12 protein-coding genes and 2 rRNA genes are annotated in these 12,842 nt (G+C 72.4%); 12 read left to right on the top strand and 2 right to left on the bottom strand.

Annotation, left to right across the window (positions count from 1 at the left end; translation table 11 throughout):
• The 4 genes from FNH09_RS19490 to FNH09_RS19475 form a co-directional block, all read left to right on the top strand.
• Positions 1-105 (top strand): 23S ribosomal RNA (locus tag FNH09_RS19490); the annotation flags it as partial.
• 104 nt (positions 106-209) lie between these two features.
• Positions 210-326 (top strand): 5S ribosomal RNA (gene rrf / locus FNH09_RS19485).
• Between the two features lie 195 nt (positions 327-521).
• Positions 522-1,712 carry a hypothetical protein gene (locus tag FNH09_RS48625; protein WP_156110823.1) on the top strand — a complete coding sequence of 397 codons (1,191 nt, stop codon included), beginning with the start codon at positions 522-524 and terminating at the stop codon, positions 1,710-1,712.
• Positions 1,694-2,575: a hypothetical protein gene (locus tag FNH09_RS19475; RefSeq protein ID WP_338017616.1), complete on the top strand. Its 882-nt coding sequence runs from the start codon at positions 1,694-1,696 to the stop codon at positions 2,573-2,575. Before FNH09_RS48625 ends, FNH09_RS19475 begins: the two co-directional genes overlap by 19 nt.
• A 78-nt stretch (positions 2,576-2,653) precedes the next feature.
• Here FNH09_RS19475 and FNH09_RS19470 read toward each other — a convergent pair whose 3' ends face one another.
• The gene (locus FNH09_RS19470) at positions 2,654-3,940 is read right to left on the bottom strand and encodes a DUF1015 family protein (protein WP_152889681.1); all 1,287 of its coding nucleotides are present in this window, start codon (positions 3,938-3,940) and stop codon (positions 2,654-2,656) included.
• A gap of 71 nt (positions 3,941-4,011) precedes the next feature.
• Here FNH09_RS19470 and FNH09_RS19465 point away from each other — a divergent pair, with 71 nt between their 5' ends.
• From FNH09_RS19465 to FNH09_RS19450, 4 genes are all read left to right on the top strand, one after another.
• A complete protein-coding gene (locus tag FNH09_RS19465) occupies positions 4,012-5,040 on the top strand; it encodes an HAD hydrolase-like protein (protein ID WP_152889677.1) in 1,029 nt (342 codons plus the stop codon).
• A gap of 59 nt (positions 5,041-5,099) precedes the next feature.
• Positions 5,100-6,143 (top strand): iron chelate uptake ABC transporter family permease subunit, encoded by a 1,044-nt coding sequence (locus tag FNH09_RS19460; protein WP_162468810.1) that lies wholly within the window; start codon positions 5,100-5,102, stop codon positions 6,141-6,143.
• Between the two features lie 77 nt (positions 6,144-6,220).
• Positions 6,221-7,234, top strand: a complete 1,014-nt coding sequence (locus tag FNH09_RS19455; RefSeq protein ID WP_152889698.1) for a FecCD family ABC transporter permease — start codon at positions 6,221-6,223, stop codon at positions 7,232-7,234.
• Positions 7,231-8,172 (top strand): ABC transporter ATP-binding protein, encoded by a 942-nt coding sequence (locus FNH09_RS19450; RefSeq protein WP_238426799.1) that lies wholly within the window; start codon positions 7,231-7,233, stop codon positions 8,170-8,172. Before FNH09_RS19455 ends, FNH09_RS19450 begins: the two co-directional genes overlap by 4 nt.
• A gap of 59 nt (positions 8,173-8,231) precedes the next feature.
• Here the strand turns inward: FNH09_RS19450 and FNH09_RS19445 are convergent, their stop codons facing one another.
• Positions 8,232-8,579 (bottom strand): sterol-binding protein, encoded by a 348-nt coding sequence (locus FNH09_RS19445; protein WP_152889674.1) that lies wholly within the window; start codon positions 8,577-8,579, stop codon positions 8,232-8,234.
• A gap of 42 nt (positions 8,580-8,621) precedes the next feature.
• Between FNH09_RS19445 and FNH09_RS19440 the strand changes: the two genes are divergently transcribed.
• From FNH09_RS19440 to recN, 4 genes are all read left to right on the top strand, one after another.
• Entirely contained in the window at positions 8,622-8,912 is a 291-nt protein-coding gene (locus tag FNH09_RS19440) for a hypothetical protein (protein ID WP_152889671.1), read from the top strand.
• A 78-nt stretch (positions 8,913-8,990) separates the two neighbouring features.
• Positions 8,991-9,806, top strand: coding sequence for a TlyA family rRNA (cytidine-2'-O)-methyltransferase (locus FNH09_RS19435; RefSeq protein ID WP_162468809.1), 816 nt, complete (start codon positions 8,991-8,993; stop codon positions 9,804-9,806).
• The gene (locus FNH09_RS19430) at positions 9,803-10,708 is read left to right on the top strand and encodes an NAD kinase (protein ID WP_152889669.1); all 906 of its coding nucleotides are present in this window, start codon (positions 9,803-9,805) and stop codon (positions 10,706-10,708) included. The genes FNH09_RS19435 and FNH09_RS19430 overlap by 4 nt, the downstream gene beginning before the upstream one ends.
• A gap of 235 nt (positions 10,709-10,943) precedes the next feature.
• On the top strand, positions 10,944-12,695 hold the full coding sequence (gene recN, locus FNH09_RS19425) for a DNA repair protein RecN (RefSeq protein ID WP_202919706.1): 1,752 nt from the start codon (positions 10,944-10,946) through the stop codon (positions 12,693-12,695).
• The last annotated feature ends 147 nt before the right edge of the window (positions 12,696-12,842 follow it).

Below are 12,842 nucleotides of genomic sequence, written 5' to 3'. Positions count from 1 at the left end.
TTGATGGGGTAAGGCTCCCAGTAGACGACTGGGTTGATAGGCCGGATCTGGAAGCCCAGTAATGGGTGGAGGTGACCGGTACTAATAGGCCGAGGGCTTGTCCTCAGTTGCTCGCGTCCACTGTGTTAGTTCTGAGGCAACGACCGTTGCCGGCTTTGAGCTGAACACATAATTAAAGAGTGTGCTTGTTCGCTCGAAACCATTAGGGTTTCGGTGGTTATAGCGTGAGGGAAACGCCCGGTTACATTCCGAACCCGGAAGCTAAGCCTCACAGCGCCGATGGTACTGCAGGGGGGACCCTGTGGGAGAGTAGGACGCCGCCGAACAATCTTTGGAGGACCCTTGGTCCCAGCGTTCACGCTGGGACCAAGGGTCCTTTTTGTTTTTCCGGAGCGCGCCGGGTACTCGGTTGCGCGAGAATGAATGCGGTACCGGGTACCGAAGACAGGAGTCACCGATGTCCACCAACTCTCCCGACGATCGACCGGAGCGCGACCAGCGGCGACGGGACAGTGGTGATCGTGGCGACCGTGGTGGCCGAAGCGGTCAGCACGGAGACCGCGGAGACCGTGGCGGCTTCCGTCGTGACGACCGCGGTGACCGTCCCGCCCGCCGTGACGACGACCGTGGTGGGTTCCGCCGCGACGACAACCGTGGCGGTGGCGGTGGTTATGGCCGGCGTGACGACCGTTCGGGTGGTCCGCGTCGCGATGACCGCGGTGACCGTCCCCCCTTCCGTCGCGACGACCGCGGCGATTTCCGCCGTGACGACCGCCGTGACGACCGCCGTGACGACCGTCGGGATGACCGGCGTGATGACCGTGGATCTCGTCCGGCGTTCCAGCGTGACGACCGTTCGGGTGGTCCGCGTCGCGATGACCGTGGCGACCGTCCCCCCTTCCGTCGCGACGACCGCGGCGATTTCCGCCGTGACGACCGCCGTGACGACCGTCGGGATGACCGGCGTGATGACCGTGGATCTCGTCCGGCGTTCCAGCGTGACGACCGTTCGGGTGGTCCGCGTCGTGACGACCGTGGCGACCGTCCCCCCTTCCGTCGCGACGACCGCGGCGAGCGCGGTGGTGGCTACGGGCGCCGCGACGACAACCGTGGCGGTGGCTACGGCCGCCGTGACGACGACCGCGGCGGGTTCCGCCGTGACGACCGACGCGACGATCGCGGCGATTTCCGTCGTGACGACCGGGGTGAGCGTCCCCCCTTCCGTCGTGACGACCGGGGTGAGCGTCCCCCCTTCCGTCGCGATGACCGCGGTGAGCGTCCCCCCTTCCGTCGCGACGACCGCGGTGACCGTCCCGCCCGCCGTGACGACGACCGTGGTGGGTTCCGCCGTGACGACCGCCGTGACGACCGTGGCGACTTCCGTCGCGACGACCGGCGTGGCGAGGACCGTGGAGACCGTGGTGGCTACGGCCGTCGGGACGACAGCCGGGGCGACCGCGGTGGGTTCCAGGGGCGGGACGACCGCGGCAGCCGTGGCCCCCGCCGTGACGACCGACGCGATGACCGTTCCGGTCGTCCCGGCGGCTTCCGCGGCCGTGACGACCGGCGGGACGACCGCCGTGACGACCGGCGCGGTGGCGGGCGTTTCCGCGACGAGCGGGACCGGGACCGTGAGCCGATCAAGCGGCTGCCGATCGCGGAGGACGTCACCGGCGAGGAGATCGACGCGGATGTGCGGCAGGAGCTGCTGAGCCTGCCGAAGACGCTCGCCGAGGACGTCGCGAAGAACCTGGTGATGGTCGCGCGGCTGATCGACGAGGAGCCCGAGCGCGCCTACGCCTACTCGCGGATCGCCCTGCGGCTCGCTTCCCGTGTCGCGGCCGTGCGCGAGGCGGCCGGCTTCGCCGCGTACGCGAACCAGAAGTACAGCGAGGCGCTCGCCGAGTTCCGGGCCGCGCGCCGGATGACCGGAACCGTCGAGTTGTGGCCGGTCATGGCCGACTGCGAGCGTGGGCTCGGGCGGCCGGAGAAGGCCCTCGACATGGCCGGCGCCCCAGAGGTGCACAAGCTCGACAAGGCCGGTCAGGTCGAGATGCGGCTCGTCGCGGCCGGTGCCCGGCGTGACATGGGGCAGCTGGAGGCGGCCATCGTGACGCTTCAGAGCCCCGAGCTGGCCTCCAGCTCCGTACAGCCGTGGACCGCGCGGCTGAGGTACGCGTACGCCGACGCGCTGCTGTCCGTCGAGCGGCGTGACGAGGCGCGGGAGTGGTTCGCGAAGGCCGTCGAGGCCGACCGGGACAGCAGCACGGACGCCTCCGACCGGCTCGCCGAGCTGGACGGGGTGGAGTTCGTCGACGCCCTCGACGACAACGAGGACGAGTCCCAGGAGGAGTCCCGGGGCCGTTCCGCGGCGGACGCCGACGCGCATGTGGATGACGACGACGATGACGACATCGACGACATCGACGACAGCGACATCGACGTGAGCGACGACGACACGGGCGACGACGAGCCGCTCGACGACGCCTCCGAGGACGAGGACGACGAGGACGACGACGAGGTCGCCGGCAAGGTTCACGACGAGGCCGACGCGAAGGCCGTCGACAAGGACTGACCTGCGGCAGTGAGTGAGGGCGGGATCCCGGTGACGGGGTCCCGCCCTTTCGTGTGTCCGGGGCCGGTGCCCGGCCGGTCAGAACTCCAGCGTGCGCAGCACCAGGCCCGACGCGGGCTTCGGCCCGAAGGACGTCGACTTGCGGGGCATGGTGACGCCCTGCCGGGCGAGGTCGCGGACGACCTCCTCGTGGACCGGGTGCATCAGGACGGCCGTACCGCCGCCCCGCTCCGCCTTCTCGACGGTCGCGGCGGTGTCGTGGATGTAGGCGATATGGGTGGGGGAGTCCTCGGGGATGCGCCAGACGTGTTCGAGGAGCGTGGCGTGCAGGACCGTGGCGTCCAGGGTGCGCCAGAGCGCGGGGCGGTCCTCGGGGACCGTCCGGGCCAGGAGCTCCGGGGCCGGCTGATCGACCAGATGGAAGGAACCGTCCCCGGCCAGCAGGAACGCGTTGCCCGTCTCGGCCGCCTCGGCGAGTGCCTTGAGGGCGTCCGGCAGCGGGACGTCGAGACGCCGGACGCGGAAGAGGCCGTGCAGGGCCGCCAGGGCGTCGGCGATCGGGAGGGTGTGCAGCAGCCGGTGGATCGCGCGGACGCGCAGGGGGTAGCGGAGCGTGTCGACGAGAAGGACGAGACCGTAGTCCCAGGGGCCGGGTGAGGGATGCTCCGCGCGTAGACGCAGATACGTCGCCCAGCGGTGGTGACCGTCGGCGATCAGGGCCTGGTGTTGGGAGAGATCCGTCTGGACACGGGCCAGTTCGGCGGGGTCGGTGATCGACCAGAGGCGATGGCCGTAACCGTCCTCGGTGGTCGTCGACAGCAGCGGCTCCCGCTCGGCGGTGCGCTCGACGACATCGGCGGTGTCGCCGTCGCCGCGGTAGGTCAGCAGGAGCGGTTCGAGGTTCGCGGAGGTGGCGCGCATGAGAGCGGCGCGGTCCGCGACGATGTGCGGCATCACGTCCTCGTGCGGCAGCACCACGCCCTCCGACGGCTCGGTCAGCCGCAGGGCGCCGATCAGGCCGCGCTGGAGCAGACGGTCGGCGTCGTCACGCTGCTCGTAGACGTAGAGGCCCGGCTCGGAGTCCGCGTTCAGGATGCCCTCGTCCAGCCAGCGGTGCAGGGTGTCGGCCGCGCGTTCGTTGCGGGCCGAGGGGGTGGTGTCCTGCGGGAGGATCAACCGGACGATGTTGTGCGGATCGGCCGACTGAAGGTGGTACACGCCGTCGGGCCGGACGACCACGTCGTACGGGGGCGACGTCACGGCTGCCAGGCTGCCGACCCGGTCGGGGTCGTAGCGCAGGCCTCGGAACGGGTTGAGTTCCAGGCCTCGGCGCGCCGTTGCTTCCGAGTGACCTGCAAGGTTCATCCAGGCATCGTACGTGTGTCAGTCGCATGAGAGATGATCTGGGAAAGGGATCGATCGAGGAGCGATGCGGAATGAGCCGGAGCGTCAGGACAAGGCCCGAGGGCAGTGGGCAGGCCCTGAGCAAGGCGTACGACACGGCGCTGCTCGATCTGGACGGGGTGGTGTACGCGGGCGGCCAGGCGATCGCGTACGCGGTCGAGTCGCTGGCCACGACCCGCGCCGGTGGCATGCACCTGGCGTACGTCACGAACAACGCGCTGCGCACGCCGGACGCGGTGGCCGGGCATCTGACCGAGCTGGGGATTCCGACGGAGGCGGGCGACGTCATCACGTCCGCGCAGGCGGTGGCGCGGCTGATCAGCGAGCAGGTGCCGGCCGGCTCCCGGGTGCTGGTGATCGGCGGGAAGGGGCTGCGGGTCGCCCTGCGTGAGCGTGGCCTGGAGCCCGTGGAGTCGGCCGACGACGAACCGGCGGCCGTGGTGCAGGGGTACGGCGGGCCGGATCTGACCTGGGGACGTTTCGCGGAGGCTTCCTACGCCGTCGCGCGCGGGGTGCCGTGGTTCGCGTCCAACACCGATCTGACGATTCCCAGCGGACGCGGTATCGCGCCCGGCAACGGTGCCGCGGTGGAGGTCGTACGGATCGCGACGGGTGCCGAACCGCAGGTGGCGGGCAAGCCTTTGCCGCCGATGCACCGGGAGACGATCCTGCGGACCGGTGCCGAGCGGCCGCTGGTGGTGGGGGACCGGCTGGACACCGACATCGAGGGCGCGTTCAACGGGGAGGTCGACTCCCTGCTCGTGCTGACCGGAGTGACCGACGGCGCGCAGCTGCTCGCCGCGCCGCCGCAGCACCGGCCGACGTACGTCGACGCCGATCTGCGAGGGCTGTTGACCGGCCAGCCGGAGGTCGAGGAGGAGGGGCAGGGCTTCCGCTGCGGTGGCTGGACGGCGACCGCGGGAGCCGAGAGCCTGGAACTGACCGGTGACGGTGAGGCCCTGGACGGACTGCGCGCGCTGTGCGCGGCGGCCTGGACCGCGGCCGGGGACGGCTCGTGCACGCTGGACGGCGGAAAGGCGCTGGCGCGGCTGGGGTTGTGAGTTCGGCCGGTGAACCACCGGCCGCCGAGGGGAAATGGAGGATAGGCTAACCTAACTGCGTGTTGGTCGACAGTCCTCCTCAGCAGCGCGCGGAGACCGCCCCCGCGCCCCCAACCCGCCGGGCGATACGCAGCTTCGGGCTGCTCCTGTCCGCCGCGGTCCTGGCGCTCGTCGCGATGGCGAGCATCGCGATCGGGGCGAAGGAACTGTCCCTGGAACAGGTCTGGCACGGCCTGTTCACCAGTACCGGCACCTACGGCGACGTCGTGGTCGACGAGCGGCTGTCGCGGACCCTCCTCGGGCTGCTCGCCGGCGCGGCGCTCGGCCTGTCGGGGGCCGTCCTCCAGGCGCTCACCCGCAATCCGCTCGCCGACCCCGGGCTGCTCGGCATCAACGCGGGCGCGTCCGCCGCGGTCGTCACGGCCATCACCTACTTCGGTGTCACCAGCCTGAGCGGCTATGTGTGGTTCGCCTTCGTCGGCGCGGCCGCCGTGGGCGCGCTGGTGTGGTTCCTCGGCGGCAGCCGGGGCGCCACCCCGGTGCGGCTCGCGCTCGCCGGCACCGCGATCAGCGCCGCGCTGTACGGCTATGTCCAAGCCGTGATGATCATGGACAAGGCGGCGCTGGGCCGGATGCGCTTCTGGACGGTCGGGTCGCTGTCGTCGGCCACCGACTCGACCATCGCCCAGGTGCTGCCGTTCTTCGCCGTCGGCACCCTGCTCGCGCTGGCGCTCGCCCGGCCGCTCAACGCGATGTCCATGGGCGACGACACCGCCAAGGCGCTGGGCGCCCATCTCAACCGCACCCGGGCGCTGTCCATGCTCGCGGCCACCGTGCTCTGCGGAGCGGCGACCGCCGCCTGCGGACCCATCGTGTTCGTCGGGCTGATGGTGCCGCACATCGTGCGCTCCTTCACCGGCCCCGACATGCGCTGGATCATGCCGTACGCCGCCGTCCTGTCGCCCGTGCTGCTGCTCGGCGCGGACGTCGTCGGCCGGGTGGTCGTGCGCCCCTCGGAACTCCAGGTCGGCATCGTCACCGCGCTCGTCGGCGGCCCGGTCTTCATCTTTCTCGTACGACGACGCAGGACGGCGCAGCTGTGAGGACGGCAGTGAAGAACTCCCGGGCCACCAAGGCGAACCGGACCTCCGGCGCGAACCGGGCCGCCCGCGCGCTGCGCATGCCGGGCGGGTTCTCGCTCCGGCTGGACGTGCGGGCGGTCACCGTCGTGGTGCTGCTGCTGGCCGCCGCGCTCGCCGCGAGCGTGGTCCTGATCGGCACCGGCGACTTCCCGATCCCGCCCGGCGACGTCCTCAAGACGCTCGTGGGGAACGGCACGCCGGGGCAGGACTTCATCGTCAACGAACTCCGGCTACCGCGGGTCCTGGTAGGCCTCCTGGTGGGCGCCTCGCTGGGGCTCGGCGGCGCGCTGTTCCAGTCCATCTCCCGCAATCCGCTGGGCAGTCCGGACGTCCTGGGACTCGGGCAGGGGGCGACGGCCGGCGCGCTCGTGGTGATCGTGCTGCTGTCCGGGGACGCCACCGAGGTCACCCTCGGCGCGCTCGTCGGCGGGCTGCTGACCGGCCTCGCCATCTACCTGCTGTCCTGGAAGCAGGGCGTGCACGGCTACCGGCTGGTGCTGGTCGGCATCGGCGTGTCGGCCGTCGTCACGGCGGTCAACGGCTATCTGCTGACCAAGTCCGACATCGTGGACGCGGCCCGTGCCGTCGTCTGGATGACCGGCTCCCTCGACGGCCGCGACTGGGAACAGGTCTGGCCGCTGCTCGCCCTGTGCGCGGTGCTCGTCCCGCTCGTCCTCGCCAACGCCCGCGGGCTGCGGATGACGGAGATGGGCGACGACGTGGCCAACGCCCTCGGGGTGCGGGTGGAGCGGGTACGGCTGCTGCTGATGGTGGCGGCCGTGCTGCTCACCGCGACCGCCACCGCCGCCGCGGGACCCGTCAGCTTCGTGGCGCTGACCGCGCCGCAGCTCGCCCGGCGGCTGACCCGGTCCCCCGGGCCGAACCTCGTGCCGTCGCTGTGCATGGGCGCCACCCTCCTGGTCACCGCCGACTGGGCCTCGCAGCGGGCCTTCGGCGCCGAACAGCTGCCGGTGGGCGTGGTGACCGGCGTGCTCGGCGGTGTCTACCTGCTCTGGCTGCTGGTCACCGAGCGCCGGGCGGGCCGGATATGAGCGCCACCGTCACCGGCGGACCGTCCCACGCCGCCGACGGCCCCGGCAACGCCACTGGTCCGTCCCATGTCACCGGCGAACCGAGCGCCCCCACCGGCGGACCGAACAACCCGAGGAGCACCGTGAACCGTCTGTCCGCAGAGAACGTCACCCTCGCCTACGACCAGCGGGTCATCGCCGAACAGCTGTCGGTGGAGATCCCCGACAACTCCTTCACGGTGATCGTCGGCCCGAACGCGTGCGGCAAGTCGACGTTGCTGCGGGCGCTGTCGCGGATGCTGAAGCCGAGCGAGGGCCGGGTGCTGCTCGACGGGCAGGTCATCCAGTCGATGCCGGCGAAGAAGGTCGCGCGGACGCTGGGCCTGCTGCCGCAGTCCTCGATCGCGCCGGACGGGATCACCGTCGCCGACCTGGTGGGCCGCGGCCGCTACCCGCATCAGGGGCTGCTGCGCCAGTGGTCGGCCGAGGACGAGCGGGTCGTGCAGGAGTCCATGGCCCAGACCGGCGTCGCCGAACTGGCCGAGCGCTATGTCGACGAGCTCTCCGGCGGCCAGCGCCAGCGCGTGTGGATCGCGATGGCGCTCGCCCAGCAGACGCCGCTGCTCCTGCTCGACGAGCCGACGACCTACCTGGACATCCAGCACCAGATCGACGTGCTCGACCTCTGCGCCCAGCTGCACGAGGAGCAGGGCCGCACGCTGGTCGCCGTGCTGCACGACCTCAACCACGCGGCCCGGTACGCCACCCACCTCATCGCGTTGCGCGGCGGGCGGGTCATCGCCCAGGGCACGCCCGGCGAGGTCGTCACGGCCGCCCTGGTCGAGGAGGTCTTCGGGCTGCGCTGCCAGGTCATCGACGACCCCGAGACGGGGACGCCGCTGGTGGTCCCGGCGGCGCGCAGGGCCCGTACCGAGGCGAAGGCCGCCGCCCCGCGCTAAGGGGCGCGGCCGGGGAGGTTCAAGGCGCCAGGGGAGGCCCGGGAGGGTGAGGGCCGCGGCTACAGGAGCTTCCTGAGCCGGAACAGGTCGAGCAGGCCCGCCTCCAGCTTCACCCGGCCCGATCCCCAGGCCTTGGCGAAGTTCAGCTCGCCCGCGACCAGCGCCACCAGGTCGTCGCCGGCCATGGTCAGCCGGATCTCGGCCTTCCGGCGCGGCGGGCCGGGATGGGTGTCCAGCACCTCGATCCGGCCGCCGACGAGCCGCCCGGCGAAGGTGATGTCCAGATCGGTGATGCGACAGCTCACCGAGCGGTCCAGGGCGGCGGCCTCACGGACGTCGCCCTCGGCGCCTCCCATGGACTCGGAGAGCTTTTCGAGCGCGGTGCGGCACTCCTCGATGGTGGCCATGGTGATCGACGTTACCTCAGCGGTTCGGGGTAGCGTCGGGGCATGACCGACTCTGTGCCCGAGGCCGGGACCCCGACGGAAGCGGCGACGGCGCAGGCCGGGCCGGCGTCCGACCCGGCCGCCCCCGCTCCGCTGGAGATCTCCCGCGTCCGCACCGGCAACGCCGAGGTGGACGCGCTGCTGGAGCGGCTCGGTGACGCCGATCACCTCGCCGCCGACGGACACGTCGAGGTGTACGAGGATGTGCACCGGGGGCTGCGGGACGCGCTCACCGCGCTCGACGCTCGCCCGGGACTGCCGGCTCCCACCCGTCCCCCGGCCGCCACCGCGTAAGTGAGATCCTTCGGGTCCCACCTTTCGACCGCCGTACGGTACGACCCCCGTACGGGATGACGAGGAGCTGAACCGAACGTGGCAGGAGTCGCACGCCGCCGTCTGGACGCGGAGCTGGTCCGCAGGAAGCTCGCGCGTTCGCGCGAGCACGCCAGCCAGCTGATCGCCGCGGGCCGGGTGACGGTCGGCAAGACCGTCGCGACCAAGCCCGCCACCCAGGTGGAGACCGCGGCGGCGATCGTCGTCGCGTCCGGCGACGGCGACCCCGAGTACGTCTCGCGCGGCGGCCACAAGCTCGCCGGGGCGCTCGCCGCCTTCGTGCCGCAGGGGCTGGCCGTCGGGGGACGGCGGGCCCTGGACGCGGGCGCGTCCACCGGCGGCTTCACCGACGTACTGCTGCGGGCGGGAGCCGCGCACGTCGTCGCCGTGGACGTGGGTTACGGACAACTCGCCTGGTCTCTCCAGAGCGATGAACGCGTCACCGTCAAGGACCGTACGAACGTACGCGAGTTGACGCTTGAAGCGATCGATGGGGAACCTGTGGATCTTGTCGTGGGCGATCTGTCCTTCATCCCGCTCGGGCTGGTGCTGCCGGCCCTGGCGCGGTGCGTGAAGCCGGACGCCGACCTGGTGATGATGGTCAAGCCGCAGTTCGAGGTGGGGAAGGAACGGCTGGGGAGCGGGGGTGTCGTACGGAGTCCGCAGCTGCGGGCGGAGGCCGTGCGGGGCGTGGCGCAGAAGGCGTGGGAACTCGGGCTCGGGGTGAAGGGTGTCACCGCCAGTCCGCTGCCCGGTCCCTCGGGCAACGTCGAGTACTTTCTGTGGCTGCGTGCCGGAGCCCCCGAACTGGACCCGGCCGATGTCGACCGTGCAGTGGCGGAGGGGCCGCGTTGACAGAGAACCGAGCTCGTACTGTTTTCCTGCTCGCCCACACCGGGCGGCCCGCGGCCATCCGCAGTGCCGAACTCGTGGTGAAGGGGCTGCTGCGGGCCGGCGTGGGTGTCAGGGTGCTGGAGTACGAGGCAGCCGACCTGCCGCTGCCGGACGAGGTGGAGCTGGTCGCGGAGGCCACCCCGCAGTGCCTGGAGGGCTGCGAGCTGCTGATCGTCCTCGGCGGCGACGGCACGCTGCTGCGCGGCGCCGAGTTCGCCCGGGCGTCCGGGGTGCCGATGCTCGGCGTGAACCTGGGCAGCGTTGGGTTCCTCGCGGAGGCCGAGCGCGACGACCTCGACAAGGTCGTCGACCGGGTGGTGACCAAGGCGTACGAGGTCGAGGAGCGGATGACCGTCGACGTCGTCGTGCACCGCAACGGCGACATCGTGCACACCGACTGGGCGCTGAACGAGGCGGCCGTGCAGAAGGCCGGCGCCGAGAAGCTGCTCGAGGTCGTGCTGGAGATCGACGGGCGGCCGGTGACCGGGTTCGGCTGCGACGGGATCGTGCTGTCGACCCCGACCGGGTCGACGGCGTACGCCTTCTCGGCGGGCGGGCCCGTGGTGTGGCCCGAGGTCGAGGCGCTGCTGATGGTGCCGATCAGCGCGCACGCGCTGTTCGCGAAGCCGCTGGTCACCTCGCCGAACTCGGTGCTGGCGGTCGAGGTGCTGCCGCACGTCCCGCCCGGCGTCCTGTGGTGCGACGGCCGGCGGACGGTCGAGCTGCCGCCGGGGGCGCGGGTCGAGGTGCGGCGGGGGGCCGTTCCCGTGCGCCTGGCCCGGCTGCACCACGCGTCGTTCACCGACCGGCTGGTGGCGAAGTTCGCGCTGCCCGTCTCGGGGTGGCGAGGGGCCCGGCAGTAGTACGGACCTGGTGCCCCGGACGCCGCCGGGGCACCGGATCGGCCCCGCGCCGCGGGCCGGGGCGCCGCACCCGTGCCCCGGCCGGGACCGGACGGCCGGCGAGGTGGAGGACCGGGCCGAGCGGTTCGCCCCGCGGGAGCGCGGAGGCCGCGAGCACAACGAGGATTACCCCGGGCAGGTAACGCTCGGCACTCGTTGCAGGGGGCGGCGTCGCACACGGCCCGGAAAACCTCGTATGGTCGGGTGCGTGTTGGAGGAAATGCGGATACGGTCTCTCGGGGTCATCGACGACGCGGTCGTCGAGCTGTCGCCCGGGTTCACCGCGGTCACCGGTGAGACGGGTGCGGGCAAGACCATGGTGGTCACCAGCCTGGGACTGCTCCTCGGCGGGCGCGCGGACCCGGCGCTCGTGCGGATCGGGGCGAAGAACGCGGTCGTGGAGGGGCGGATCTCCGTACCCGCGCACACGGCCGCGATCGTGCGCGCGGAGGAGGCGGGGGCCGAGCTCGACGACGGAGCTCTGCTGATCAGCCGTACCGTTTCCGCGGAGGGGCGCTCGCGGGCTCATCTGGGCGGGCGGAGCGTGCCCGTCGGGATGCTCGCCGAACTCGCCGACGAACTGGTGGCCGTCCACGGACAGACCGACCAGCAGGGGCTGCTGAAACTCTCGCGGCAGCGCGCGGCGCTCGACCGTTACGCGGGCGACGCCGTCGCGGGGCCGCTCGCCAAGTACACGGAGGCCTACCGGCGGCTGCGGGCCGTCGCCACCGAGCTCGACGAGATCGTCACCCGTGCGCGTGAGCGGGCCCAGGAGGCCGACATGCTGCGCTACGGCCTCGACGAGGTCGCGGGCGTCGAGCCGCGTGCCGGTGAGGACGTGGAGCTCGCCGAGGAGGCGGAGCGGCTCGGGCACGCGGAGGCGCTGTCGTCGGCCGCCACGGCCGCACATGCCGCTCTCGCGGGCAACCCGGAGGATCCCGAGGGCATCGACGCCGCGACGCTCGTGGCGGGCGCACAGCGGGCCCTGGAGGCCGTACGGTCCCACGACCCGTCGCTGGCCGCGCTGACCGACCGGATCGGGGAGATCGGGATCCTGCTGGGCGACGTGGCAGGGGAGCTGGCGGGCTACGCCGACGACCTGGACGCCGACCCGCTGCGGCTGGCGGCGGTCGAGGAGCGCCGGGCGGCGCTCACCGCGCTGACCCGCAAGTACGGCCGGGACGGTCAGGACATCGCCTCCGTGCTGGCCTGGGCCGAGCAGGGCGCCGGCCGACTGACCGAGCTGGACGGCGACGACGAGCGGATCGGCGAGCTGACCGCCGAGCGGGACGCGCTGCGCACCGAACTGGGCGGGCTCGCCCAGGCGCTGACGGACGCCCGGACGGAGGCGGCCGAGCGGTTCGCGGCCGCGGTGACCGCCGAGCTGGCCTCGCTGGCCATGCCCCACGCGCGCGTGTCGTTCGACCTGCGGCAGACGGAGGACGCCGAGGGCGTCGAGGTCGGCGGACGCACGGTCGCGTACGGGCCGTCCGGCGCCGACGAGGTGGAGCTGCTGCTGGCCCCGCACCCGGGTGCCCCGCCGCGGCCCATCGCCAAGGGCGCGTCCGGCGGTGAGCTCTCGCGCGTGATGCTGGCGGTCGAGGTCGTGTTCGCCGGGACGGATCCGGTGCCGACGTACCTCTTCGACGAGGTCGACGCCGGTGTCGGCGGCAAGGCGGCGGTGGAGATCGGACGGCGGCTCGCGCGGCTCGCGAAGAGCGCGCAGGTCGTGGTCGTCACCCATCTGCCGCAGGTCGCGGCCTTCGCGGACCGGCAGCTGCTGGTGGAGAAGACCAACGACGGATCGGTGACCCGCTCCGGCGTGAAGGTGCTCGAAGGGGAGGACCGGATCAGGGAGTTGTCCCGGATGCTGGCCGGCCAGGAGGACTCGCAGACGGCGCGGGCCCATGCGGAGGAACTGCTCGCGGCGGCCCGCGCGGACGCCTGAGCGCTCCGCTTGAACGCTCGGCCGGGGAGCTCCGGCTGCGGCTCGGCCGGGAGTTCCGGCCGAGCCGAGCGGACCGGCCGGGCGCGCCGGGCTCCGGACCCCGGTCCGCCGGGCGCCCCGGGTCTGCCCCGCGCTCCGGGCCGCCCA

Origin of the sequence: Streptomyces adustus, assembly GCF_009377175.1 — a bacterium.
GTDB classification, from domain to species: domain Bacteria; phylum Actinomycetota; class Actinomycetes; order Streptomycetales; family Streptomycetaceae; genus Streptomyces; species Streptomyces adustus.
This window is presented reverse-complemented; position numbering and strand designations above follow the sequence as displayed.

Coding starts and splice junctions, on each gene's coding strand:
- FNH09_RS19470 (WP_152889681.1), bottom strand. CDS start 3,940: ATGAACCTTGCAGGTCACTCGGAAGCAACGGCGCGCCGAGGCCTGGAA.
- FNH09_RS19465 (WP_152889677.1), top strand. CDS start 4,012: ATGAGCCGGAGCGTCAGGACAAGGCCCGAGGGCAGTGGGCAGGCCCTG.
- FNH09_RS19455 (WP_152889698.1), top strand. CDS start 6,221: ATGCCGGGCGGGTTCTCGCTCCGGCTGGACGTGCGGGCGGTCACCGTC.
- FNH09_RS19450 (WP_238426799.1), top strand. CDS start 7,231: ATGAGCGCCACCGTCACCGGCGGACCGTCCCACGCCGCCGACGGCCCC.
- FNH09_RS19445 (WP_152889674.1), bottom strand. CDS start 8,579: ATGGCCACCATCGAGGAGTGCCGCACCGCGCTCGAAAAGCTCTCCGAG.
- FNH09_RS19440 (WP_152889671.1), top strand. CDS start 8,622: ATGACCGACTCTGTGCCCGAGGCCGGGACCCCGACGGAAGCGGCGACG.
- recN (WP_202919706.1), top strand. CDS start 10,944: ATGGTCGGGTGCGTGTTGGAGGAAATGCGGATACGGTCTCTCGGGGTC.